At 70.9% G+C, this 21,882-nt stretch carries 22 protein-coding genes; 17 read left to right on the plus strand and 5 right to left on the minus strand.

Features of this window, described 5'->3' with window-relative positions; translation table 11 throughout:
- The first annotated feature begins 117 nt into the window (after nt 1–117).
- Both OHA77_RS34445 and OHA77_RS34450 read left to right on the plus strand, forming a co-directional pair.
- Nucleotides 118–1,278 (plus strand): pyridoxal phosphate-dependent aminotransferase, encoded by a 1,161-nt coding sequence (locus tag OHA77_RS34445; protein WP_406319922.1) that lies wholly within the window; start codon nt 118–120, stop codon nt 1,276–1,278.
- A gap of 66 nt (nt 1,279–1,344) precedes the next feature.
- On the plus strand, nt 1,345–1,542 hold the full coding sequence (locus OHA77_RS34450; protein WP_406313482.1) for a CopG family transcriptional regulator: 198 nt from the start codon (nt 1,345–1,347) through the stop codon (nt 1,540–1,542).
- Between the two features lie 53 nt (nt 1,543–1,595).
- Here the strand turns inward: OHA77_RS34450 and OHA77_RS34455 are convergent, their stop codons facing one another.
- A complete protein-coding gene (locus tag OHA77_RS34455) occupies nt 1,596–2,531 on the minus strand; it encodes a hydrogen peroxide-inducible genes activator (protein WP_406319923.1) in 936 nt (311 codons plus the stop codon).
- Between the two features lie 106 nt (nt 2,532–2,637).
- Here OHA77_RS34455 and OHA77_RS34460 point away from each other — a divergent pair, with 106 nt between their 5' ends.
- Together OHA77_RS34460 and OHA77_RS34465 are read left to right on the plus strand one after the other, a co-directional pair.
- A complete protein-coding gene (locus OHA77_RS34460) occupies nt 2,638–3,192 on the plus strand; it encodes a peroxiredoxin (RefSeq protein ID WP_406313483.1) in 555 nt (184 codons plus the stop codon).
- Nucleotides 3,192–3,728 (plus strand): carboxymuconolactone decarboxylase family protein, encoded by a 537-nt coding sequence (locus OHA77_RS34465; RefSeq protein WP_406313484.1) that lies wholly within the window; start codon nt 3,192–3,194, stop codon nt 3,726–3,728. Before OHA77_RS34460 ends, OHA77_RS34465 begins: the two co-directional genes overlap by 1 nt.
- Nucleotides 3,729–3,882: 154 nt before the next feature.
- Here the strand turns inward: OHA77_RS34465 and OHA77_RS34470 are convergent, their stop codons facing one another.
- A complete protein-coding gene (locus OHA77_RS34470) occupies nt 3,883–5,460 on the minus strand; it encodes an MDR family MFS transporter (RefSeq protein ID WP_406313485.1) in 1,578 nt (525 codons plus the stop codon).
- 81 nt (nt 5,461–5,541) lie between these two features.
- On the opposite strand from OHA77_RS34470, the gene OHA77_RS34475 reads away from it, so the two are divergent.
- The gene (locus OHA77_RS34475) at nt 5,542–6,102 is read left to right on the plus strand and encodes a TetR family transcriptional regulator (RefSeq protein WP_406313486.1); all 561 of its coding nucleotides are present in this window, start codon (nt 5,542–5,544) and stop codon (nt 6,100–6,102) included.
- A 33-nt stretch (nt 6,103–6,135) separates the two neighbouring features.
- Here the strand turns inward: OHA77_RS34475 and OHA77_RS34480 are convergent, their stop codons facing one another.
- Entirely contained in the window at nt 6,136–7,119 is a 984-nt protein-coding gene (locus OHA77_RS34480) for a cation diffusion facilitator family transporter (protein WP_406313487.1), read from the minus strand.
- Between the two features lie 292 nt (nt 7,120–7,411).
- Between OHA77_RS34480 and OHA77_RS34485 the strand changes: the two genes are divergently transcribed.
- The 9 genes from OHA77_RS34485 (at nt 7,412) to OHA77_RS34525 (ending at nt 14,572) form a co-directional block, all read left to right on the plus strand.
- Nucleotides 7,412–7,600, plus strand: coding sequence for a hypothetical protein (locus tag OHA77_RS34485; protein ID WP_406313488.1), 189 nt, complete (start codon nt 7,412–7,414; stop codon nt 7,598–7,600).
- 79 nt (nt 7,601–7,679) lie between these two features.
- Nucleotides 7,680–8,771, plus strand: coding sequence for a ring-opening amidohydrolase (locus tag OHA77_RS34490; RefSeq protein ID WP_326824023.1), 1,092 nt, complete (start codon nt 7,680–7,682; stop codon nt 8,769–8,771).
- 173 nt (nt 8,772–8,944) lie between these two features.
- On the plus strand, nt 8,945–9,496 hold the full coding sequence (locus OHA77_RS34495) for an SseB family protein (protein WP_406313489.1): 552 nt from the start codon (nt 8,945–8,947) through the stop codon (nt 9,494–9,496).
- 134 nt (nt 9,497–9,630) lie between these two features.
- On the plus strand, nt 9,631–10,479 hold the full coding sequence (locus OHA77_RS34500) for a prepilin peptidase (RefSeq protein ID WP_406313490.1): 849 nt from the start codon (nt 9,631–9,633) through the stop codon (nt 10,477–10,479).
- Nucleotides 10,480–10,595: 116 nt separating this feature from the next.
- Nucleotides 10,596–11,774: a chorismate synthase gene (aroC, locus tag OHA77_RS34505; RefSeq protein ID WP_406313491.1), complete on the plus strand. Its 1,179-nt coding sequence runs from the start codon at nt 10,596–10,598 to the stop codon at nt 11,772–11,774.
- Nucleotides 11,775–11,800: 26 nt separating this feature from the next.
- Nucleotides 11,801–12,304, plus strand: coding sequence for a shikimate kinase (locus tag OHA77_RS34510; RefSeq protein WP_406313492.1), 504 nt, complete (start codon nt 11,801–11,803; stop codon nt 12,302–12,304).
- The gene (aroB, locus tag OHA77_RS34515) at nt 12,301–13,377 is read left to right on the plus strand and encodes a 3-dehydroquinate synthase (RefSeq protein WP_326824018.1); all 1,077 of its coding nucleotides are present in this window, start codon (nt 12,301–12,303) and stop codon (nt 13,375–13,377) included. Before OHA77_RS34510 ends, aroB begins: the two co-directional genes overlap by 4 nt.
- A complete protein-coding gene (gene aroQ, locus OHA77_RS34520) occupies nt 13,374–13,808 on the plus strand; it encodes a type II 3-dehydroquinate dehydratase (protein WP_326824017.1) in 435 nt (144 codons plus the stop codon). The genes aroB and aroQ overlap by 4 nt, the downstream gene beginning before the upstream one ends.
- Entirely contained in the window at nt 13,805–14,572 is a 768-nt protein-coding gene (locus tag OHA77_RS34525; RefSeq protein ID WP_326824016.1) for an SGNH/GDSL hydrolase family protein, read from the plus strand. The genes aroQ and OHA77_RS34525 overlap by 4 nt, the downstream gene beginning before the upstream one ends.
- Here the strand turns inward: OHA77_RS34525 and OHA77_RS34530 are convergent.
- Nucleotides 14,550–16,589 carry an ATP-dependent DNA helicase gene (locus OHA77_RS34530; RefSeq protein ID WP_406313493.1) on the minus strand — a complete coding sequence of 680 codons (2,040 nt, stop codon included), beginning with the start codon at nt 16,587–16,589 and terminating at the stop codon, nt 14,550–14,552. The genes OHA77_RS34525 and OHA77_RS34530 overlap by 23 nt on opposite strands.
- Before the next feature lie 262 nt (nt 16,590–16,851).
- On the opposite strand from OHA77_RS34530, the gene OHA77_RS34535 reads away from it, so the two are divergent.
- The 3 genes from OHA77_RS34535 (at nt 16,852) to OHA77_RS34545 (ending at nt 21,326) form a co-directional block, all read left to right on the plus strand.
- Nucleotides 16,852–18,099: a hypothetical protein gene (locus OHA77_RS34535; protein WP_406313494.1), complete on the plus strand. Its 1,248-nt coding sequence runs from the start codon at nt 16,852–16,854 to the stop codon at nt 18,097–18,099.
- A gap of 71 nt (nt 18,100–18,170) precedes the next feature.
- Entirely contained in the window at nt 18,171–19,754 is a 1,584-nt protein-coding gene (locus tag OHA77_RS34540; protein WP_406313495.1) for a Na+/H+ antiporter, read from the plus strand.
- A 99-nt stretch (nt 19,755–19,853) separates the two neighbouring features.
- Nucleotides 19,854–21,326 carry a family 43 glycosylhydrolase gene (locus OHA77_RS34545; protein ID WP_406313496.1) on the plus strand — a complete coding sequence of 491 codons (1,473 nt, stop codon included), beginning with the start codon at nt 19,854–19,856 and terminating at the stop codon, nt 21,324–21,326.
- A gap of 68 nt (nt 21,327–21,394) precedes the next feature.
- On the opposite strand, the gene OHA77_RS34550 is transcribed toward OHA77_RS34545, so the two are convergent.
- Nucleotides 21,395–21,568, minus strand: coding sequence for a UBP-type zinc finger domain-containing protein (locus OHA77_RS34550; RefSeq protein WP_406313497.1), 174 nt, complete (start codon nt 21,566–21,568; stop codon nt 21,395–21,397).
- Nucleotides 21,569–21,882 lie beyond the last annotated feature (314 nt).

The raw sequence follows: 21,882 nt of genomic DNA on the forward strand, positions 1-21,882 counted from the left end.
CGTCTTGTCCTTTCTGCCGCCGTGGAAACCGTACCCGGCGACGGGGAGCTGCCGGAGTCGATCGCCGGGAGGCGTGCCGGTTACGCTGGGCGCGTGAGCGATCCCCTGGTGGCGCGGATGCGCGCGTTCGGCACGACGATCTTCGCCGAGATGTCGGCGCTGGCCGTGCGGACCGGCTCGATCAACCTGGGACAGGGCTTCCCCGACACCGACGGGCCCGCGGCGATGCTGGAGCACGCGGTGGCGGCGATCCATGGCGGTTTCAACCAGTACCCGCCCGGCCCCGGTGTCCCGGAGCTGCGCCAGGCCGTCGCCGGGCACCGCAGGGACCACTACGGCCTCGCCTACGACCCCGACGGCGAGGTGCTTGTCACGGTCGGTGCCACCGAAGCCGTCGCCGCCTCGATCCTGGCGCTCTGCGAGCCCGGTGACGAGGTGATCGCCTTCGAGCCGTACTACGACTCCTACGCCGCCTCCGTCGCCCTGGCCGGAGCCGTGCTCCGTCCGGTCACCCTGCGCCCGGTCGAGGGCCGGTTCACCTTCGATCCCGCGGAGTTGCGCGCCGCCGTCGGCCCGCGCACCCGGGCGATCCTGGTCAACTCCCCGCACAACCCCACCGGCACGGTCTTCACCCGCGCCGAACTGGAGGAGATCGCCCTGCTCTGCCAGGAGCGGGACCTGATCGCCGTCACCGACGAGGTCTACGAGCACCTCACCTTCGACGGTGTAGAGCACATCCCGCTGGCCACCCTCCCCGGCATGCGCGAGCGCACCGTGATGATCTCCTCGGCGGGCAAGACCTTCTCGGTGACCGGCTGGAAGACGGGCTGGGTCTGCGCCCCGCCCGAGCTGGTCCGGGCCGTCCAGACCGTCAAGCAGTTCCTCACCTTCACCGCCGCCGCGCCCTGGCAGCTCGCCGTCGCGTACGGCCTCCGCCACGAGCTGGACTGGGTCGCCTCCCTGAGGGCGGACCTGCAGGCCAAGCGCGACCGCCTGACCGCCGGGCTGTCGGCGGCGGGCTTCGACGTCTACCGCCCGGCCGGCACCTACTTCGTGCAGACCGACATCCGCCCGCTGGGCTTCACCGACGGCCTTGCCCTCGCCCGCGAGCTGCCCGCCCTGGCGGGCGTGGTCGCCGTCCCCACCCAGGTCTTCTACGCCCGACCTGAACGCGGCAGCCACTTCGTCCGCTTCGCCTTCTGCAAGCAGGACACCGTCATCGACGAGGCCGTGAGCCGCCTCACCCGGTTGGGTAAAGCAGGAGGCAACTCGGAGTGACGGCAACTATCCTCTCTGTAGGATTTCGCGGCACTGCCGAGACCGCCTGATCACGGGAGGGTCGTTGTGGAGGTGGGTTTCTCCGAGGAGCAGGCTGAAGCTCTGCGACGATGCGCCGAGGCGGAAGGCCGGAGCGTCCAGCAGGTGATGTCGGCCGCGATCGATGACTATCTGGCGCGGCACTCCGATGACGAGGAGACCGATCGGCTCGCGGAAAAGGGCGCGCGCCGGTGGAAGGCGCTGCTCGATCGCCTGGCGGAGTGATCGCCATGTCATGGCCGGGCGGGCGGGTTGCCCGCTGGAACGTCCGGACATGATCAGGAGATGATCCGGACCGGGAGGCGCTTGGCGCGGATCGCGCCGCGGACGGCGTCGGCCAGCTCGGCATACTCCGGAGCGCGGGCGGAGCTCGCCCGGTAGGCGAGGCCGATGGTGCGGCCGGGGGCCGGAGACCGGAAGTGGCGCAGCGCCAGCCGTACACGCTTGCCCGTCTCCACCGGGACGGCCGACTCCGGGAGCAGGGTCACGCCGAGGCCGCCCGCGACGAGCTGGACCAGGGTGGGGAGGCTGGTGGCGTAGGTGGCGGCGGTGGCACGGGCGCCGACCTCGCGGCAGACGTCGATGGCCTGCTCGCGCAGGCAGTGGCCCTGGTTGAGCAGCACGATGTCCAGTCCCTTGAGCACGTCCCGGTCCAGCGGCCCGTCCGCGCCGGCCAGCGGGTGGTCCGAGGGGACGGCGAGCAGGAAGTCCTCGTCGTAGAGAGGTTCCTCGACCAGGCCGGTCGCGTCCGTCGGCAGGGCCAGCAGCACCATGTCGAGTCGGCCCTCGCGCACCTCCTCCAGGATGGTCTCGGTCTTGGCCTCGTGAACGGTCAGCTTGAGCCGGGGGAACTTCCGGGAGAGCATCGGCAGCAGCGCGGGAAGCACGTAGGGAGCCACCGTCGGGATCACTCCCAGGTGCGCCGGTCCGGAGAAGGGCTCCCGGCTCTGGGTCACCTCGCCCATCAGGTCCTCGACCGCGTTGAGCACCCGTGCGGCGTGCACCGCCACCCGGTCGCCGGCCGGGGTCAGCAGGACCTTCCTGGTGGTCCGTTCCAGTAACTGTGTGTGCAAAATCTCCTCCAGGGCCGACACCGCGCTCGACAGGGCCGGCTGGCTCATCCGGAGCGAGGCGGCGGCCTCCCTGAAGTGCAGGTGATCGGCGACGGCGAGGAAGGCGCGCAGCTGAGCCAGGGTGGGGGTGGGGGTACTGATAGGGAACGCCTTTCAGATTGGTCCGACTGCTCGATTTCTCGGATCAATGCTAGATGCGGCAAGGTAGGCCCCGACAACGACGTCCTTCCGCAAAGGAGATCCGGACTTGCTCACCGTCGGTGACCACTTTCCTGAGTTCGAGCTGACCGCCTGCGTCTCTTTGGACGCGGACAACGCGTTCGCCGAGATCAACCACAAGTCCTACGAGGGCAAGTGGAAGATCTACTTCGCCTGGCCGAAGGACTTCACCTTCGTCTGCCCGACCGAGATCGCCGAGTTCGGCCGCCTGGAGGGCGAGTTCGCCGACCGCGACGCTCAGGTCCTGGGTTTCTCCGTCGACTCGGAGTACGTCCACCAGGCCTGGCGCAAGGACCACCCGGATCTGCGGGACCTGCCCTTCCCGATGATGTCGGACATCAAGCGCGAGCTCTGCACCGAGCTGGGCATCCTCGGCGCCGACGGGGTCGCCCAGCGCGCCACCTTCATCGTGGACCCCAACAACGAGATCCAGTTCGTCATGGTGACCGCGGGCTCCGTCGGCCGCAACGTCAAGGAGGTCCTCCGGGTCCTCGACGCGCTCCAGTCGGACGAGCTCTGCCCGTGCAACTGGAACAAGGGTGAGACGGGCCTCGACGCGCAGAAGCTGATGGCCGGCGCCTGATGTCGATCGACAACCTCAAGGGCGCCCTGCCCGGCTTCGCGAAGGACATCAAGCTCAATCTGGGATCGCTGGTCACCACCTCCTCGCTGAGCGAGCAGCAGCTCTGGGGGACGCTGCTCGCCTGCGCGGTGGCGACCAGGTCTCCGCGAGTGATCGCCGAAGTCGCCGCCGAGGCCACCGGCAACCTATCGGACGAGGCGTTCACGGCCGCCAAGGGCGCGGCGGCGATCATGGCGATGAACAACGTCTACTACCGGTCGGTCCACCTGATCGGCGACGAGACGTACTCCACCATGCCGGCCAAGCTCCGCATGACGCTCATCGGCAACCCGGGCGTCGACAAGGCCGACTTCGAGCTCTGGTGCCTCGCGGTGTCCGCGATCAACGGCTGCGGCCGCTGCCTTGAGTCCCACGAGCAGGTGCTGCGGCAGTCGGGCGTATCCCGGGAGCAGGTCCAGGAGGCTCTCCGGATCGCCGCGACGGTCAACGCCGTGGCGGCCACCCTGGAGTCCGAGGCGGTCATGGCCTCGGTCTGATCCCCTCCTGCGACGGAGAAGGGCGGGCGCTCGGCCGAGCCCCCGCCCTTCTCCGTCACAGCGGCTTCCCCCGGCGGCCGAGCCGTACGGGGCTCCGCATGAGGGTGCCCGGGACCGGTGGAGAGGACCGGGCCCGGGCACGTGCGAGGAGTGCCTACTTGGCCGGCACCGGGGGAGCGGTCGGGTCGGCGGTGGCCGGGGAGGGCTGGGCCGAGCGGAGCGGGATCTCCTTCAGCATCAGGGCGGCCACCGCGGCCAGGACGGCGATGGGCACGCCCACCAGGAAGACCATGTGGATGGCCCGGGTGAAGGCCTCCAGGATCACCTCCAGCACCGGGGCGGGCAACTGGTGGATGGCGGCCGGGGAGCCGAGGTTGGGCATCGCGCCGCCGGTCAGGGGCAGGTGCGCGGCCTTGGCCAGGGCGATCAGCTCCGCGCTGAGCCGGTTGGTCAGGATGGCGCCGAAGGCCGCCACGCCGACCGCGCCGCCCAGTGAGCGGAAGAAGGCCACACCCGAGGTGGTGGAGGCCATGTCGCCGCGGGTCACGGCGTTCTGCGCGGCCAGGATCAGGATCTGCATGGACGCGCCGAGGCCGATGCCCAGCACCGCGATGTCGACACCGACGATCACCAGCGACGTGTCGACGTGCAGCCGGGAGAGCAGGAACAGGCCGAGCGCGACTAGCAGCATGCCCGCGACGGGGAAGATCTTCCACCGGCCGGTCCTGGTGACGAACCGGCCGACCAGGATCGAGGAGGTGAGCAGGCCGAGCACCATGGGCAGCGTCATCAGGCCGGAGCCGGTGGGGCTCATGGCCTTGACGATCTGCAGATACTGCGGGAGGAACATCAGCGCGCCGAACATCGCGGCGCCGACCAGCAGGGACGCGAGGCTGCTGAGCACGACGGTGTTGTTGCGGAACAGGCGCGGCGGCAGGATCGGGTCGGCGGCCCGGCGCTCGGCGACGACGGCGAGGCCGAACAGCACCAGGCTCAGCGCGCCCAGGCCGTAGGTCCACCCGGAGTTCCAGTCGAACTCCTGGCCGCCGAGGGAGAGCATCAGCATCAGCGCGGTGGTGCCGCCGGTGATGAAGGTGGCGCCCCACCAGTCGACCTTGGTGTCACGGCGGACGAGCGGCAGCTTGAGCACCTTCTGGATGACGACGAACGCGATCACGGCCAGCGGCACGCAGATCCAGAACGTCCAGCGCCAGGACATGTTGTCCACGATGAACCCGCCGAGCAGCGGCCCGGCCACGGTGGAGACGCCGAAGACCGCGCCGATGTAACCGGAGTAGCGCCCGCGCTCACGGGGCTCGACCACGTCACCCAGGATGATCTGCGGCAGCGCGGCGAGGCCGCCGGCGCCGATGCCCTGTACGGCCCTGGCCGCGATGAGCTGTCCCATGTTCTGGGAGAAACCCGCGGCCACGGAGGCGAGGAGGAAGATCACCAGGGCGGCCTGGAACATGAGCTTGCGCCCGTACAGGTCCGACAGCTTTCCCCAGAGCGGCGTGGAGGCCGTCATGGTGAGCAGGGTCGCGCTGGCCACCCAGGCGAGCTGGTCCTGACCGCCGAGCGTGCCCACGATCGTCGGCAGCGCGGTTCCCACCACTGACGTCGAGATCATCGACGTCAACATGGCGAGCATCAGACCGACCAGGACTTCCAGCACCTGCTTGTGCGTCATGCGTGGTGCAGCCTCGGCCTGGGCCTGTTGTTCGGTCAGCATGAACCATCCCCCAATGTATGTACGATACATATGAAGTTAGTAGACGCTTGTTTACCGGTCAAATCTTGAAAGGGCGGAAAGGTGGACGAGACACGGCACCGCGACCGGGAGGGGACCCGGCGCCGCATCCTCGACGCCGCCCGCCGGTTGTTCGCCGAATTCGGCTACGACGAGGTGACGATGCGCTTGATCGCCGCGGAGGCGGACGCCAACATCGCGCTGATCAACCGCTACTTCGGCACCAAACGGGAGCTGTTCGCCGAGGTGCTCGCGATGCGGGGGCGCTTCCCGGGCGTGCTGGAGGTCCCCGAGGAGGAGATGCCCCGCCGCCTGGCGGAGTACGTCGCCGAGCGGCTCAGGTCGGAGCAGGGGAGCCCGGTGATGGCGGCGCTCGTCAGGTCGTCCTCCTGTTCGGAGATCCACGAGATCATCCGCGACCGGGTCAGGTCGGCGATCCTGGAACCGCTGGCCGCCCGGCTGCCGGGCCCCGAAGCGTCCTTCCGGGCGACGGTCGCCACCGCGCTCATCACCGGGGCGGCCACGCTGAGCCGGCTGTACGACCCCGACACGATCGACGCTCCCGACCGCGAGGGCGTCATCCGGCGGCTCACCGTGGTCTTCGAGGCCTGCCTCGGGGCGTGATCCACCCGTGCGCCGCCGGAGGAGGCGGCCGCCTCACGAACGATCCAGGGAGTGTCCTCCCGACAGGCGGCCGCTCCCGGAGGTGATGCGGGCCGGGGGCGGACCGGGGGCAGGACGCTCCGCGGCCTTGAGGATCCGGCAGGCCGTACCCGGCACGTGATCCACCTGCAGGGTGGTGTGGTCGATGTGGAACCGCTCGTGCAGCAGCTCGGCGAGCTCCCGCCGGATCCGGTGGCAGTCGCCGCCGGTCCTGACGATCACGTGTGCGGACAGCGCGGGGAAGCCGCTGGTCACCGTCCACACGTGCAGATCCTCCACACCGGTGACGTCGGCGTGGGCGGCGATCGCCTCGCTCACCTCGGCGGGATGCAGCCCGGGGGGTGCCGCCTCGAACAGGATGCGCCCGGCGTCACGCAGCAGGCCGTAGGCGGACCTGGCCATCAGGGCCGCGACGACCAGGGCGGCGATCGCGTCGGCCCGGCCCCAGCCGGTGAGCCAGACGACCGCGCCCGCGATCGCGGTGGCGATGAAGGCGTACATGTCGTTGAGGATGTGCTGGAACGCGCCCTCCACGTTGAGGCTGCTCCGGTCGGCCCGGGCGATGAGCCAGGCGGCGGCCGCGTTGACCGCGATGCCGACCAGGGCCGTACCCAGCACCAGCAGGCCCTTGACCTCGGGCGGCTCGATGAGCCGTCGCACGCCTTCGTAGACGAAGTAGGCGACGAGCAGCACGAACGTCAGGCCGTTGACGGCGGCCGACAGGATCTCGGCGCGTTTCCAGCCGAAGGTGTATGCCCCGCGGGCAGGGCGGGCGGCCATGGTCATGGCCATCAGGGCGAGCGCGATGGAGGCGGCGTCGGTGAGCATGTGCCCGGCGTCGGAGATCAGCGCGATGGAGTTGGCCATGACGCCGACGACGACCTCGGCCGCCATGAAGACGACCAGCAGGACAAGTGCCGCCCTCAGGTAGCGGCGGTCGGAGTCCGCGCCGTGTCCGTGCCCGTGTCCATGCCCCATCGTAAGATCCGTCCCGTTAACACTTGAACAGTTGCTCAGATGTTAAGCAAGGTAAGCCTAACAGGGCAACATCGGCCTGTGTTCCCGCGCCGGTGAAGGGAGGGTGCGCCCGGGGCAAAATACCGGACGGGGACCTCCGCCAAGCTGTGTTCGGTGTGATCGCCGCGTCCCTGCCAATCTTGATCGTCGGGATCCGAGCCGCCGTCAAGCCGGTGAGTTCTGTCGAAGAACGGCTCCGCCTTGGGCAAGGAGTGCCCATGAGCCGGTTCGTACCGGCCGTTAGCGTCGCCGTGTGGATGAACGCACACCGATCGCGTCCGGCTCGGCCGTCCCCGTCCCCGTCCCCGTCCCCGGCCCCGTGGCCGGGCCGCGCGTGTTGCCCGCCGCCTGCTTCTTCGCCGGGGGAACATGGACCGAGGGTCGGGGCGCGCTCTGTTCCGCCGAGCGGGACGGCGACCGGGCGGTGACCACTTCTCCGTAGGACATGCGAGGCGGCGGTCGCCGGGGAGGCGGGCACCGCGGTGCGAAAGTGAAGACGACCCGATGGGAAGGTGGCAGGGATGCCGGAACCGATTGAAGTGCGCAAGGTGGCCATCGAGAGCGTGACCGACGCCTCCGGACTGACCAGGCTCATCGAGGACGGGGTGATCGAGGCTCACCGGGTGCTCGCGGTGATCGGCAAGACCGAGGGCAACGGCGGGGTGAACGACTACACCCGCATCCTGGCCGACCGGGCCTTCCGCGAGGTGCTCGCCGCCAAGGGGCATCCGTCTCCCGAGAGCGTGCCGCTGGTGTGGTCCGGCGGCACCGACGGCGTGCTGAGCCCGCACGCGACGATCTTCGCCACCACGGCGGACGCCGAGCCGGGCGACGAGCCGCGGGTCAGCGTCGGCATCGCGATGAGCGACGTCATCCTGCCCGAGGACATCGGCCGTCCCGCCATGGTGGAGAAGGTCGCCGCCGGCGTCCGGGAAGCCATGAAGATCGCTGGGATCGACGACCCCGCGGACGTCCACTACGTCCAGACCAAGACACCCCTGCTCACCCTGGCCACCATCAACGACGCCAAGTCCCGGGGCAAGGACGTGGTCATCGAGGACACCGGCCCGTCCATGGACATCTCCAACTCCACCACCGCGCTCGGGGTCGCGGTCGCGCTCGGCGAGATCGAGATGCCCACCGCCGAGCAGATCCACCGAGACCTGTCGCTGTACTCCTCCGTCGCGTCCTGCTCCTCGGGCGTCGAACTGGACCGTGCACAGATCGTGGTGGTCGGCAACGTGCGCGGCATCGGCGGCCGGTACCGGATCGGTCACTCGGTCATGAAGGACGCGCTGGACGCCGACGGCATCTGGGAGGCCATCCGCTCCAGCGGCATCGACCTGCCCGACCGGCCCCACCCGTCCGATCTGGGCGACAGGCTGGTCAACGTCTTCATGAAGTGCGAGGCCGACCCGTCGGGCAGCGTCCGGGGACGCCGCAACATCATGCTCGACGACTCCGACGTGCACTGGCACCGCCAGATCAAGGCCACCGTCGGCGGGGTCGCGGCCAGCGTCACCGGCGACCCCGCCGTCTTCGTCTCGGTCGCCGCGGTCCACCAGGGTCCCAGCGGCGGCGGCCCGGTGGCCGCCATCGCCGACCTCGGCTGATCCGTGTCCCACGCGGTACGGCCCCGCCCTCGCGCGGCCGTACCGCGTGGGAAGGCACCCGCGGACGCGGCGGGGGACGAGGCCGCGACGGCCCGGCGGACCGCACCTGTCACCAGGGTCTTCCGGCCCCGGAGTTCCTCCTCTCCCGCCGGCCGCGGGTAGGCTCCGGATCTGTGCCGAGCATTCCCCAGCCCCTGGTCCCCGGCGACGACGGCAGCGCCGACGCCTCCGTGTCGTCCGCGCTCGCGGCCTTCTCCGCCGGTACGGCGGACGCCGGTGCGGTGATAACCGCGCTGGGCGGCGCCCGGCTTCTCGTCCCGGTGGTGGCCCTGCTGACGGAGTCGGAGGTGGGGGCGCACGGGCTGCGGCAGGAGAAGGAGAGCGAGATGGCCCTGCCGAAGCTCGTCGGCAACGACGGGCGTGAGGCGGTGCTCGCCTTCACCGGAGCCGAGTCGCTGCGGCTCTGGCGTCCCGACGCCCGTCCCATCCAGGCGACCACCCTCCAGGTCTGCCAGGCGGCGGTCCACGAGGACGCCGCGGCCGTGGTGGTGGATGTGGCGGGCCCGGTGCCCTTCGTGATCGAGGGGAGCGTCCTGCGGGCGTTCGCCGCGGTGGAGTCGGGGACCATCGACCAGCTGGGACCCGAGGTCACCGTGGCGCGGATGGAAGAGCCCGATCCCGTCCCCCGGCGGCGATTCGGCTGGCCGTTCCGCGGACGGCGCTGACCTCCCGGCTCCGCCTTCCCCGAGACGCCGGGGCCCGGTACGGATTATGGTCGGCCCGTGGGCGAACGCACCGGGCGGGCAGGCGGGAACGGCGTCCCGGCGACGGCTGGGCCGGTGCCGGCCGAGGAGGCCCGGTGATCCTCCTGCCGGTTCTGGCGGCTCTCACCGGCCTGGTGGCCGGGCTCTGGACACGGGGCCTGGTGATCCGGCACTCGGTGGCCGAGGGCGAGCCGCTCCGGTCCGACTGCCCGCGCTGCGGCATCCCGCTGCCCGCCGCGGCGCGCCGAGGGCACGTCGAGGGCGCCGGTCCGCCGGGAGGACGCCGGGGCCGCACCGCGTGGCCCGGCCCGCTGCCCGCTGTGCGCTGTCCCGGCTGTCGCGGGCGGATCGGTCCTCCGCCGCTGGCGGTGGAGGTCGTCACGGCCCTGGCACTGGCCGCCCTCGCCCTGCGCGCCATACTGCCGCACCGGCCGGGCGCCGCGACGACGGGGTGGCCGTCCGAGCTGTTGCCGGATGCCGCGTCGGCGGGTGAACTGGCCGCCTACGGGTGGCTGGCGGTGGTCGCCGTCGCGCTGGTCTTCGTCGACGCCGCCGTCCACCGGCTGCCCGACCGGCTCACCCTCGCCGCATACCTCGGGACCGCCGCCCTGCTCACGGTGACCGCTCTACCGGAAGGACGGTTCGACGACCTCCTGCGGGCCGGGCTGGGCGGGCTCGCCCTGGCGGCCTTCTACCTGGTGCTCTTCCTGATCAACCCGGCGGGCATGGGGCTGGGCGACGTCAAGCTGGCGGCGGCCCTGGGCACCGCGCTCGGCTGGCTGGGCTGGGGCACCCTGGTCGCCGGAGCCTTCCTGGGCTTCGTCGCGGGCGGCCTCTACGGGGTCGCGCTGGTCATCCTGCGCCGGGCGGGCCGCAAGAGCGAGATCCCTTTCGGCCCCTTCATGGTCGCGGGGACCTTCGCGGCCATCCTCACGGGTCTCTGACAGCCGCCCGCCGGTCCGCGGGCCCCGGCGGGAGGCGGCCACCGTGGCCGCGGACTGACGTCTCACCAGTTGAGCGAGGGCCATTCCAGTGGGCGGCACATGGAAGACTTGTCATCATGTTGCGCTGGTTGACCGCCGGAGAGTCCCACGGCCCCGAACTCGTCGCGATCCTGGAGGGCCTGCCCGCCGGGGTCGAGGTGACCACGGCCGATATCGATCGAGCACTGGCGAGGCGGCGTCTGGGCTACGGCCGCGGCGCTCGGATGAAGTTCGAGCAGGACGAGGTGAACGTGGTGGGCGGCGTGCGGCACGGCCGCACGCTCGGCAGCCCCGTCGCCATCCGCGTCGGCAACACCGAGTGGCCCAAATGGGAGACCGTCATGGCGGCCGACCCGGTGGACCCCGCTCTGCTGGAGGGCCAGGCCCGCAACGCGCCCCGCTCGCGTCCCCGCCCCGGCCACGCCGACCTCGCCGGTATGCAGAAGTACGGCTTCGACGACGCCCGCCCGGTGCTCGACCGGGCCAGTGCCCGCGAGACCGCCGCCCGCGTCGCTCTCGGCCAGGTCGCCAAGAACTTCCTCAAGCAGGCGCTCGGCGTCGACATCGTCAGTCACGTCGTCTCGATCGGGGAGGCGCAGACCACCCAGGGCGTCGTCCCCGGCCCCCGCGACATGGACGCGGTCGACGCCGACCCGGTGCGCTGCGCCGACCCGGCCGGCAGCGCCGCGATGGTCGCCGAGATCGACAAGGCCCACAAGGAGGGCGACACCCTCGGCGGTGTCGTCGAGGTGATCGCCTACGGCCTGCCGCCGGGCCTGGGCAGCTACACCCACTGGGACCGTCGTCTCGACGGCCGCCTCGCCGCCGCCCTGATGGGCATTCAGGCGATCAAGGGCGTCGCCGTGGGTGACGGTTTCGAGACGGCACGCCGTCCCGGCTCCCGGGCCCACGACGAGATCGAGAACACCGCCGGCGGGGTGCACCGCATCACCAACCGGGCGGGCGGAGTCGAGGGCGGCATGACCAACGGCGAGCCGTTGCGGGTCAGCGCCGCGATGAAACCGATCTCCACGGTGCCGCGGGCGCTGGCCACCATCGACGTGCTGACCGGCGAGGCGGCCAAGGCCCACCACGAGCGTTCCGACGTGTGCGCGGTCCCGGCCGCCGCCATCGTCGCCGAGGCCATGGTCGCGCTGGTGCTCGCCGACGCCGCGATCGAGAAGTTCGGTGGCGACTCCGTGGAGGAGGTCGCCCGCAACCTGTCCGGCTACCTTTCGTCCTTGGTGATCAAGTGAGCGAGCGAGCCGCAAGAGGAGGCACAGTGAGGCCCCGAGCAGTTCTGATCGGTCCGCCCGGATCGGGCAAGTCGACGGTCGGCCGGCTGCTGGCCGACCGGCTGGGAGCCGTCTTCCGTGACACCGACGCCGACGTGGAGGCCGTGGCGGGCAAGCCGGTCGGCGACATCTTCGTCGAGGACGGCGAGGAGCGCTTCCGCGAGCTTGAGACCGAGGCCGTACGGCATGCCCTGGCCGAGCACGAGGGCGTGCTCTCCCTCGGCGGCGGTGCGGTCCTGTCCGAGATCACCCGTGAGTTGCTGGTCGGCCACACGGTGGTCTACCTGGAGGTCGGTCTGTCGCAGGCCGTGCAGCGGGTGGGCCTGGCCTCGGCCCGGCCGTTGCTCGTGCTGAACCCGCGCAGCCAGCTCAAGAAGCTCATGGACGCCCGCCGTCCGGTCTACGAGGGGCTGGCGACGGTCACCGTGGCGACCGACGAGCGCAAGCCCGACGAGGTCGTCGACGAGATCGTGAAGGGGCTGCAGCCGTGACGGTATCCAGGATCACCGTCGACGGGGACGCCCCCTACGACGTGGTGATCGGCACCGGTGTGCTCGGTGAGCTTCCCGGCCTGCTCGGTCCCGGGGTCCGCACGGTCGCCGTGATCCACCCGGTGGGTCTGCCGGAGATCGCCCGGCCGGTCTGCGGCGCCGTGGAGGCCGCCGGATACGAGGTCGTCCCGCTGCCGGTGCCCGACGCCGAGCAGGCCAAGTCGGTCGACGTGCTCGCCGGACTCTGGTCGGCCCTGGGCCGTCACGGCGTCACCCGCTCCGACGCCGTGGTCGGCGTCGGCGGGGGAGCCACCACCGACCTGGCCGGGTTCGCCGCCGCCACCTGGTTGCGCGGTGTCAAGGTCGTGCAGGTGCCGACCACTCTGCTCGGCATGGTCGACGCCGCGGTCGGCGGCAAGACCGGCATCAACACCCCCGAAGGCAAGAACCTGGTCGGTTCCTTCCATCCGCCGGCGGGGGTGCTGTGCGATCTGGCCACGCTGGTCTCGGTCCCCCGCGACGACTACGTCGGCGGCCTCGCCGAGATCATCAAGGGCGGGTTCATCGCCGACCCGGCGATTCTGACGCTCATCGAGGACGACCCGGCCGGCGCCCGGCTCCCTGAAGGACGGCACACCCGCGAGCTGATCGAGCGGAAGATCCAGATCAAGGCCGACGTCGTCGGCGCCGACCTGCGCGAGGGCGGCCTGCGGGAGATCCTCAACTACGGGCACACCCTCGCCCACGCCATCGAGCGGGTCGAGGAATACCGGATGCGCCACGGCGAGGCGGTGGCCATCGGCATGGTCTACGCCGCGGAGCTGTCCCGGCTCGACGGCCGGATCGGCATCGACGTCGTGGACCGGACGCGATCGGTCCTGACCTCGGTCGGGCTGCCCACCTCCTACCGTCCCGGTCTCTGGCCCCAGCTCCGCGACCACATGCGCCTGGACAAGAAGAGCCGCGGCGCCAAGCTGCGCTTCATCGTCCTGGACGGCCTGGCGAAGGTCTCCCCGCTGGAGGATCCGCCCGAAGAACTGCTCGAAGCCGCCTACGAAGAGGTCGCCCGATGAGGTCCGTCTACGTGCTCAACGGTCCCAACCTGTCGAGGCTCGGCACGCGGGAGCCCGATGTCTACGGCGCGGAGAACTTCTCCGACCTGACCGCGCTCTGCCGGGAGACCGGCCGGGAACTGGGTCTGTCGGTCGAGGTGCGGCAGACCGACGACGAGGCCGAGATGGTGGGCTGGCTGCACGAGGCCGCCGACGGCAGGATCCCGGTGGTCCTGAACCCGGCCGCGTTCACCCATTACTCCTACGCGTTGCGCGACGCCATCGCCCAGCGCACCGCCCCCCTGATCGAGGTGCACATCTCCAATCCGGCCGCCCGTGAGGAGTTCCGGCACACCTCCGTGGTCGCCGCCGTGGCCACCGGCACCATCGCGGGCTTCGGTCTGCGGTCCTACGTGCTCGCGCTGCAGGCCCTCGCCGAGGCGGCCGGGTGAGCGGTTACCGTTCCTTCGTCGCCCTCGGCGACAGCTTCACCGAGGGCCTCAACGATCCCGGGGCCGACGGAAACTTCCGGGGCTGGGCCGACCGGGTGGCCGAGCGACTGGCCGAGCTCGATCCGGAGTTCCGCTATGCCAACCTCGCCGTGCGCGGCAAGCTCATCGACCAGATCGTCGAACACCAGGTCCCCCGTGCCGTCGGGATGCGCCCCGACCTGGTCAGTTTCTGCGCCGGGGGCAACGACCTGCTCCGGCCCGGCAGCGACCCCGACCGGATGGCCAAGAAACTGGCGGGAGCCGTACGCGACCTGCGGGCCTGCGGGGCGGAGGTGGTGCTGTTCACCGGGGTGGACCCGCGTGACACCCCCATCATGCGCCGTGCCCGTGGCACGTTCGCGATCTTCTACATGCACGTCAGGTCCATCTCCGAGCTGTACGGCTGCCGTCTGGTGGACCAGTGGTCGATGCAGGGCCTGCGTGACTGGCGCGCCTGGAGCGACGATCGCCTGCACATGAACGAGGAGGGTCACCGGATGGTGGCCGCCAAGGTCTGCGAGGTGCTCGGGATCGGTTCCGACGGCGACTGGCGCAAGGCCTGGCCGCCCCGTGAGCGCGTGGACCTCCGGCTCAAGCGCCGGGAGGACATGCAGTGGGCGCGCGAACACCTCGGCCCCTGGGTGGTCCGCCGACTGCGCGGACGCTCCTCGGGTGACGACCTCGACCCCAAGCGGCCGGACCTTACGACGTTGCGAGGCGTTTGAGGGCGTCCCGGACCTTCGCCGGGTCGTTGGTGGGCCAGAAGGGCGGCAGGGAGTCCCGCAGGAAGCCGGCGTAGCGTGCGGTCGCCAGGCGGGGATCGAGGACCGCAACCACCCCCTTGTCATGCTGGCTGCGCAGCAGGCGGCCCGCGCCCTGGGCGAGCAGCAGGGCGGCGTGCGTGGCGGCGACCGTCATGAAGCCGTTGCCGCCCTTGGCGGCGACGTGGCGCTGGCGGGCGGAGCTCAGCGGGTCGTCCGGGCGGGGGAACGGGATGCGGTCGATGATGACCAGCCGCAGGGAGGGCCCCGGCACGTCCACGCCCTGCCAGAGGGACAGGGTGCCGAACAGGCAGGTCGGCTCGTCCTCGGCGAACTGCTTGACCAGCAGCATCGTGGAGTCGTCGCCCTGGCAGAGCAACGGCACGCTCAGACGGTCCCGCAGCGCCTCGGTGGCGGCCTTGGCGGCGCGCATGGAGGAGAACAGGCCGAGGGTCCGGCCGCCGGCCGCCTCGATCAGCTCGGTGATCTCCTCGAGGTAGGCCTCGGGCAGGCCGTCACGGCCCGGCTGGGGCAGGTGCTTGGCGACGTAGAGGATGCCGCTGCGCGGATGGTCGAAGGGCGAGCCGACGTCCAGTCCGCTCCATCCGGCGGTCCGGGCCTTGCCCTTCTCCTTGGCGCCCTCCTTGGCGCCCAGACCCCACTGCCGGGCCAGGCCCTCGAAGGCGCCGCCCAGAGCCAGCGTGGCGGAGGTCAGGACCACCGTGCGGTCGCCGAAGAGCTTGTCGCGGAGCATACCCGCCACGGTCAGCGGGGCGACCCGGAGGAGGGGCGGGCGGCGCTCGGTGCCCGCCTCCAGCCAGACCACCTCGGCCCGGTCCACCTCCTCGGCGTGGCCGAACGCGTCCAGCATCCGCTGTGCGGTGTCGTGGACCTCGTCGAGGGCGGTGAAGGCCGCCTTGCGGAGCCCCGCGCCTTCGGGGTCGTCCTTGTCGGCGCTCATCCGGGGGCCGAGCGCGGTGATGCAGCCCCATGCCGAGTCGCGGATCAGGGCCAGCGTCAGCCCGAGCACCTCGGGGAGGTCGTCGAGGCGTCCGGCGGGCGCGGCGGCCAGCAGGGCCTTCAGATCCTCTCCGGCCTCCATGAGCCGGTCGGAGGTGGGCTGCTCGATCAGCCGCCCGACCCGGCGCACGGCCAGGGAGACCATGGTCTCCGACAGCTCGCCGCTCACCACCGAGGTGACCCGGTCGACCAGCTCGTGGGCCTCGTCCACCACGACCACGTCGTGCTCGGGAAGAAGGGGGAAGTCCTCCATCGCGTCGATCGCGAGCAGCGCGTGGTTGGTGACCACGATGTCGGACTCGCCGGCGCGGGCCCGTGCCAGCTCGGCGAAGCACTCCATCCCGCTCGGGCAGCGCGTGGCGCCCAGGCACTCCCGGGCGCTCACCGAGAACTGCCGCCAGGCCTGCTCGTTGACCCCGGGGACGAGCTCGTCGCGGTCGCCGGTCTCGGTCTCCTGCGCCCAGTCCTGGATGCGCTGGACCATCCGTCCGGTCAGGCTCATCTCGCGCGGGTCGAAGAGCTGGTCCTGCTCGTCGTCGGGCCACCCCGCGCTGGCCTTGTACCGGCACAGGTAGTTGCGGCGTCCCTTGAGGATCGCGAACGTGGGCTCGTGCGGGAGCTGCGAGGCGAGCGCCTCGGAGAGCCGGGGCAGGTCGCGGTCGACGAGCTGGCGCTGGAGCGCGATGGTGGCGGTGGAGACGACCACGGCGCCTTTGGAGGTCATCGCGTGGCGGACCGAGGGGATCAGGTAGGCCAGGGACTTGCCGGTGCCCGTGCCCGCCTGGACGGCCAGGTGGTCGCCGGAGTCGATCGCGTGCTGCACCGCCCGCGCCATGGTGATCTGGCCGGGACGCTCCACCCCGCCGACCGCCTCGACGGCGGCGCTCAGCAGCTCCTCCACCGGCGGCAGATCCACCTTCGGGGAGACGTCTTCGGCTGGGGCGATGGAGTCGGTCGGCACGACAGCCAACCGTACCGGTTCCCTGTGACGGTCGCGGCTGCCTCCGGGGAGTCACCGCCGAACTCGTCACGGTATTCGGGAAGCCGTGGCGTGATTCACGTGGCAAACTGGCAGGATCATCCGGCTCACCGACCTCCAGGGGTCATGAAGATCGCCTGTTTTGGTGTCATAGTGACTGGAGGTGGGGACGGAAAGGCCGGTTCGGTAGAGTTTTCCGGGGTCGAGTGGACGAATAAAGGCTGGTTAAAGCACTATGTCTTCCATGTCGGAAGTTGTCCCGTTGCCGTCGTTTGGCGAAGTGTTCTTTGACGAGCGTGGCCAGGAGCGGGTGCTCCGGGTCACCTGGCATGAAGGCACGCTGGTGCTGAGTCTGTGGCGCGGCGAGATGTGCAGTGCCAGTTTCCGCATGCCCATGCAGGATGTGGGGCGCCTGGTAGACACCCTCGACGAGGGCTTCGTGGAGGCCGGCGGCCAGTATCCCGACGAGGTCGGTGAGCAGCAGCCCCCGGCCGCCGACTACGCGGCCGACCACCAGGAGTACGGGGAGTTCCCCGGCACCGGGCAGTACGCCCGGCCGCGCCCCGAGGACTACTCCCAGCAGCCCTACCCCGACCCGGCCGTCCCGATCTCCGCGGAGTCGCAGGAGCCGCGCCAGGTCGCCGCCCTCGGCCCCAACGACGTGCTCGTCGCCCGGGGCGCGGTGCCGCCTCCGGACAGGTCCCCGGAGCGCGAGCCCGCCGGATACGGCCCGGCCGACGTGGTGCCGCGGGAGAACCTGATCGTGGGCGACTCCCTGCCCTACGGGCAGTCGCCCCAGCCGCTCGAGCCTCCCGGCCCCGGTTCCGCCGATCCGCTGTACCAACTGCCCGGCACCCCCTACGCGTCCCAGCGGCCCGACTCCTACGGCGTGCCGCCCCAGCAGGACCTCTACGCCGCTCCGCCGCAGGCCCAGCGGCCTGACCCGTACGGCGTACCGCCCCAGCAGGCCGACCCGTACGGTGTACCGCCCCAGCAGGACGACCCGTACACCGCCCCGGTCGCCCGGTCGCAGCCGGTGGATCCCTTCACGCCGCACCTCGAACAGTTCCCCACCGCCGCCCATCCGTCGCATCCCGACCTCTTCGGGACCCCGGGGCAGCACTCCACCGATCCCTTCGGCTTCGCGGCCCAGCAGCAGTCCGTCTACGAGGTCCCCCAGTCCGACGCCTACGGCTATCCGGCCCCGGCCCAGCCCGACCCCTACGCGTACGGCGCCCAGCAGCCCGTCCCGCAGCCGTCTCCGCAGGCCGGCCACCCGGCGGACCTGCGTGACCTGTACGGCTCGCCGCCCGCCTACGGGCAGGACGTGGACCCGTCCGACCCCCTGGGACTCGGCGGACAGCAGCCCGAACAGCGGATGTCGCGCCCCTACGTCCAGGACCCGCCGCACTCCACCGGCGAGCGACTCCGCCCCGAATCGCGTTATGACGACCAGCGGCACGAGGACCGGGACGAACGCCGCGACTGGTGATCGCCGGGGCGGGGAGCACACCGCCGAGGTAGGTCCCGTACGCTGATCAGCCACAACGGTTGGGGGCGGGGATGAACCAGGCGACGGTGCTGCAGCTGCTGGTGGTGCCGGTCATCGCGATCGCGGTGGCGGCCGTGTCCAGGCGCAGGGGCTGGCCCGTGCCCCTGCTGCTGGTGCTGGCCGGGCTGGTGCTGTCACCGCTGGTGCCGGAGTACGAGCTCGACCCCGAGCTGATCCTGCTGGTGTTCCTGCCTCCGCTGCTGTACTCCGCCGCGATCGACAGCTCCTATCTGAGGCTCAAGGCGGTGCGCAGGCCGGTCGGACTGCTCTCGATCGGCCTGGTGCTGTTCACCACCCTGGTCATCGGCTGGGTCGCCCATCTGCTCATCCCCGGTCTGCCGCTGGCCGCCGCGTTCGCGCTGGGTGCGATCGTGGCGCCGCCCGACGCGGTCGCCGCGGTCGCGGTGGCGCGCAGGCTCGGGCTGCCCCGCAAGGTGGTCACCATCCTGGTGGGGGAGAGCCTGTTCAACGACGCGACCGCGCTCACCGCCTACCGGGTGGCCGTCGCCGCGGCGGTGGGCGCGGGACTCACCTGGGTGGACGCGGTCGGCAGGTTCCTCTACGCGGCGGTGGGCGGCGTCGTGGTCGGGGTCGTGCTCGCCTGGGTCCTGGTCAGAGGGCTGCTACTGCTGCGGGACGCGCTCGTCGAGAACACCGTCATGCTGCTCATCCCGTTCGCGGTCTACCTGGCGGCCGAGAGCGTGCACGTCTCCGGTGTGATCGCCGTGGTGATCGTCGGCCTCTACATCGGCCACCGCCTGCCCACCGTGGATTTCAGCACCCGGATCCTGTCCGACGCCGTCTGGCGGATCGTGGACTTCTTCCTGGAGTCGATCGTTTTCGTATTGATCGGGCTGCAGCTCTGGCCGATCATGAGAGCGCTGGAGGGGGAGGACCCGTGGAAGCTCGCGGGGATGGCGCTGGCCGTCTTCGCCGCCGCGGTGCTCGCCAGGGTCGTCTGGGTCGTGCCCAGCATCTACCTGCCCAGGATCCTGTCCGGGAAGATCCGCAGCCGTGAGCCCCATACGCCGTCCTGGCAGAACGTGGCCATCGTGAGCTGGGCGGGTATGCGCGGGGTGGTCTCCCTGGCCGCCGCGTTCGCCCTCCCACAGGACTTCCCCGGCCGCGCGACGCTGCTCTATCTCACCTTCGTGGTGGTGATCGGCACCCTGCTGATCCAGGGCATGTCGTTCCCGGCGCTGATCCGGCGACTGAAGATCTCCAACGAGCAGGAGATCTTCGACGACAACCTCGCCGAGGCCGCCGCCCAGCAGGCGGCGGCCTCAGCCGGGCTGGTCCGGCTGGAGGAACTCGTGACCGAGGGGATCGCCGACGTCCACCAGGATGTGGTGGAGCAGCTCAGAACCCGGTCCGAACGCCGGTCGCTCACCGCGTGGGAACGCCTCGGCGGCGGCACCGGCCCCGAGGGGGAGGAGACGCCGAGCACGGTCTACCGGCGGCTGCGCCGGGAGATGCTGGCGGCCGAGCGTGAGGTGCTCGTACGGCTCCGCGACGGGGGGCGCCTCGAAGACGAGGTGCTCCGCAGGATCCTTCAGGAGCTCGACTTCGAAGAGGCCACCCTCGAAAGGGACTGAGGCGGCGGCTTGCCGTCCATGGCCCTCCACCTCCGCGGCCAGGATCTCAGTCTGCGCGATATCGCCCCATACGCATCTCAACAAGTGAAAATATGTCTTATGTTGCCCAACCCCCTCATTCCCGGATTCAACCCCGACCCCAGCATCGTTCGCGCCGACGACGCGTACTACCTCGTCACGTCGAGTTTCGAATACCTGCCCGGCATCCCCGTCTATCGCAGCACCGACATGGTGACGTGGGAGCACGTCGGCAACGTCATCACCCGCCCCGAGCAAGCCGGCCTCGAGAACGTGTCCACCAACGGGGGTGTCTGGGCTCCGACCATCCGCCACCGCGACGGTGTCTTCTATGTCATCGTCACGATCGCGATGAGTTCGCGCGGGTGCGTGGTGTTCACCGCCACCGACCCCGCCGGCCCGTGGAGCGACGGCACGACGCTGGAGGGTGTCGGTGGCGTCGACCCTGACCTGGCGTGGGATGACGACGCCGCCTACGTGACCTACTCAGGATTCATGCTGAACGGCCCCGAGGCGGGTCGGCACAAGGGCATCCAGCAGGTACGCGTCGACCTGGAGGCCGGTAAGGCGCTGGAAGAGCCGCGGCCGATGTGGTCCGGCACCGGGCTCAAGGCGCCCGAAGCCCCACACCTGTACCAGCGGGGCGACCACTGGTACCTCCTGATCGCCGAGGGAGGAACGGAGCGCGGGCACAGCGTCAGCATTGCCCGCGGCCCGGCACCCGAGGGGCCGTTCGTCGGCCACCCCGCCAATCCGTTCCTCAGCGCCAGAGGAACGAACCGGCCGATTCAGAACACCGGTCACGCCGATCTCGTCTCCACACCCGACGGCGACGTGCTGGTCATGCTCGGCATGCGCCCCCTGGGCGGACTCCAGTCGTTCTCGCCGCTGGGCCGTGAGACCTTCGCCACCAGCCTGACGTGGGTGGACGGGTGGCCCTACGCCGAGCCTGTGCGCCTCGCGCCCCGCCCCGGCACCGAAGAAGAGCTCTTCCGCTTCGCCGACGCCACCGTCCTGGCAGGCCCCGGCTGGCTTTCGGTGCGCGCCACGCCGGCCGAGACCGCCACCGTCGCCGACGGCCGGCTGTCCATCACCGGCACGGCCGACCTCGACCACCCACACGTCCGGTTCCTTGGACGCCGGCAACGGCACATGACATCGACTTTCACGACCGTTGTCGACGCGCGTTCGGGAAAGGGCGGGCTGGCCTCGCGCTACGACGAGCACCACTGGTTCGCGCTGGAAGCTCACGGCACCACGATCACAGCCAAGGCCCACCTCGCCGGGCTGGCCCAGTCCTGGCAGATCGAGGTCCCGCCCGGCGAGATCGAACTGCGGATCGAGACCTCACCGCCCCCGGCCGCTGCGATGGGCGAGGTGACGGGCGGAGACCGCATCCGTCTCTACGCCGGCGACACGCTGGTCACCGAACTGGACGGCCGATACTGGACCGCCGAGACATGCGCCTCCTTCACCGGCCGGGTAACCGGCATGTACGCCAGCGGCGGCACCGTTTCCTTCACCGATTTCCGTTACACCGGGCGCGAGTCGTGAAGCCGGCGCCGCCACGCCGCTTGGCGGCTGGAGGAGTGAGTCCCACGTCGCTGCGTGCGGAACTCCCGCTAGCCGATGACGTTGTCGAGGTAGCACCAGCGCCAGTCCTCGCCCGGCTCGAAGGAGGCGACGACCGGGTGGGTCGCCTCCTTGTAGTGGGCGGTGGCGTGCTTGCCCGGCGAGGAGTCACAGCAGCCGACGTGCCCGCATGACAGGCATTTGCGCAGGTGAACCCAGCGCATACCGAGGCTGAGGCACTCCTCGCACCCCTCGGGCGTACGAGGGGGCGGGTCCTGGACCTGGGCGAAATGAAGGCAAGTATGCATGATCCCCCTTTGTGGATATCTCACGGTGATCGTACGGCGGAGGCCGTGTTCCGGTGAGGCACCCCGTGCCGGCGCGGTTGTGCGGTGCCGTCCGCGCCGGTGCCCGGCCGGCTCCGCCGCCGCGTCACCCGGTGCGGACGGAGCGGGTACGACCACCTTACTCCGCACCCTCCGGCAGACGGAGACCCGCGGATCCGCCTGCCGTACCGGCCCGTTGGGTAGGGTCGGGG

This window comes from Streptosporangium sp. NBC_01639 (assembly GCF_045209755.1).
In the GTDB taxonomy this organism is placed as follows: domain Bacteria; phylum Actinomycetota; class Actinomycetes; order Streptosporangiales; family Streptosporangiaceae; genus Streptosporangium.

Excerpts from the sequence above, each read along its gene's own strand:
- OHA77_RS34540 (WP_406313495.1), top strand. The coding sequence starts at position 18,171 with ATGAACCAGGCGACGGTGCTGCAGCTGCTGGTGGTGCCGGTCATCGCG.
- aroQ (WP_326824017.1), top strand. The coding sequence starts at position 13,374 with ATGAGGTCCGTCTACGTGCTCAACGGTCCCAACCTGTCGAGGCTCGGC.
- OHA77_RS34465 (WP_406313484.1), top strand. The coding sequence starts at position 3,192 with ATGTCGATCGACAACCTCAAGGGCGCCCTGCCCGGCTTCGCGAAGGAC.
- aroC (WP_406313491.1), top strand. The coding sequence starts at position 10,596 with ATGTTGCGCTGGTTGACCGCCGGAGAGTCCCACGGCCCCGAACTCGTC.
- OHA77_RS34545 (WP_406313496.1), top strand. The coding sequence starts at position 19,854 with ATGTTGCCCAACCCCCTCATTCCCGGATTCAACCCCGACCCCAGCATC.
- OHA77_RS34535 (WP_406313494.1), top strand. The coding sequence starts at position 16,852 with ATGTCGGAAGTTGTCCCGTTGCCGTCGTTTGGCGAAGTGTTCTTTGAC.
- OHA77_RS34445 (WP_406319922.1), top strand. The coding sequence starts at position 118 with ATGCGCGCGTTCGGCACGACGATCTTCGCCGAGATGTCGGCGCTGGCC.
- OHA77_RS34480 (WP_406313487.1), bottom strand. The coding sequence starts at position 7,119 with ATGGGGCATGGACACGGGCACGGACACGGCGCGGACTCCGACCGCCGC.
- OHA77_RS34470 (WP_406313485.1), bottom strand. The coding sequence starts at position 5,460 with ATGCTGACCGAACAACAGGCCCAGGCCGAGGCTGCACCACGCATGACG.
- OHA77_RS34550 (WP_406313497.1), bottom strand. The coding sequence starts at position 21,568 with ATGCGCTGGGTTCACCTGCGCAAATGCCTGTCATGCGGGCACGTCGGC.
- OHA77_RS34490 (WP_326824023.1), top strand. The coding sequence starts at position 7,680 with ATGCCGGAACCGATTGAAGTGCGCAAGGTGGCCATCGAGAGCGTGACC.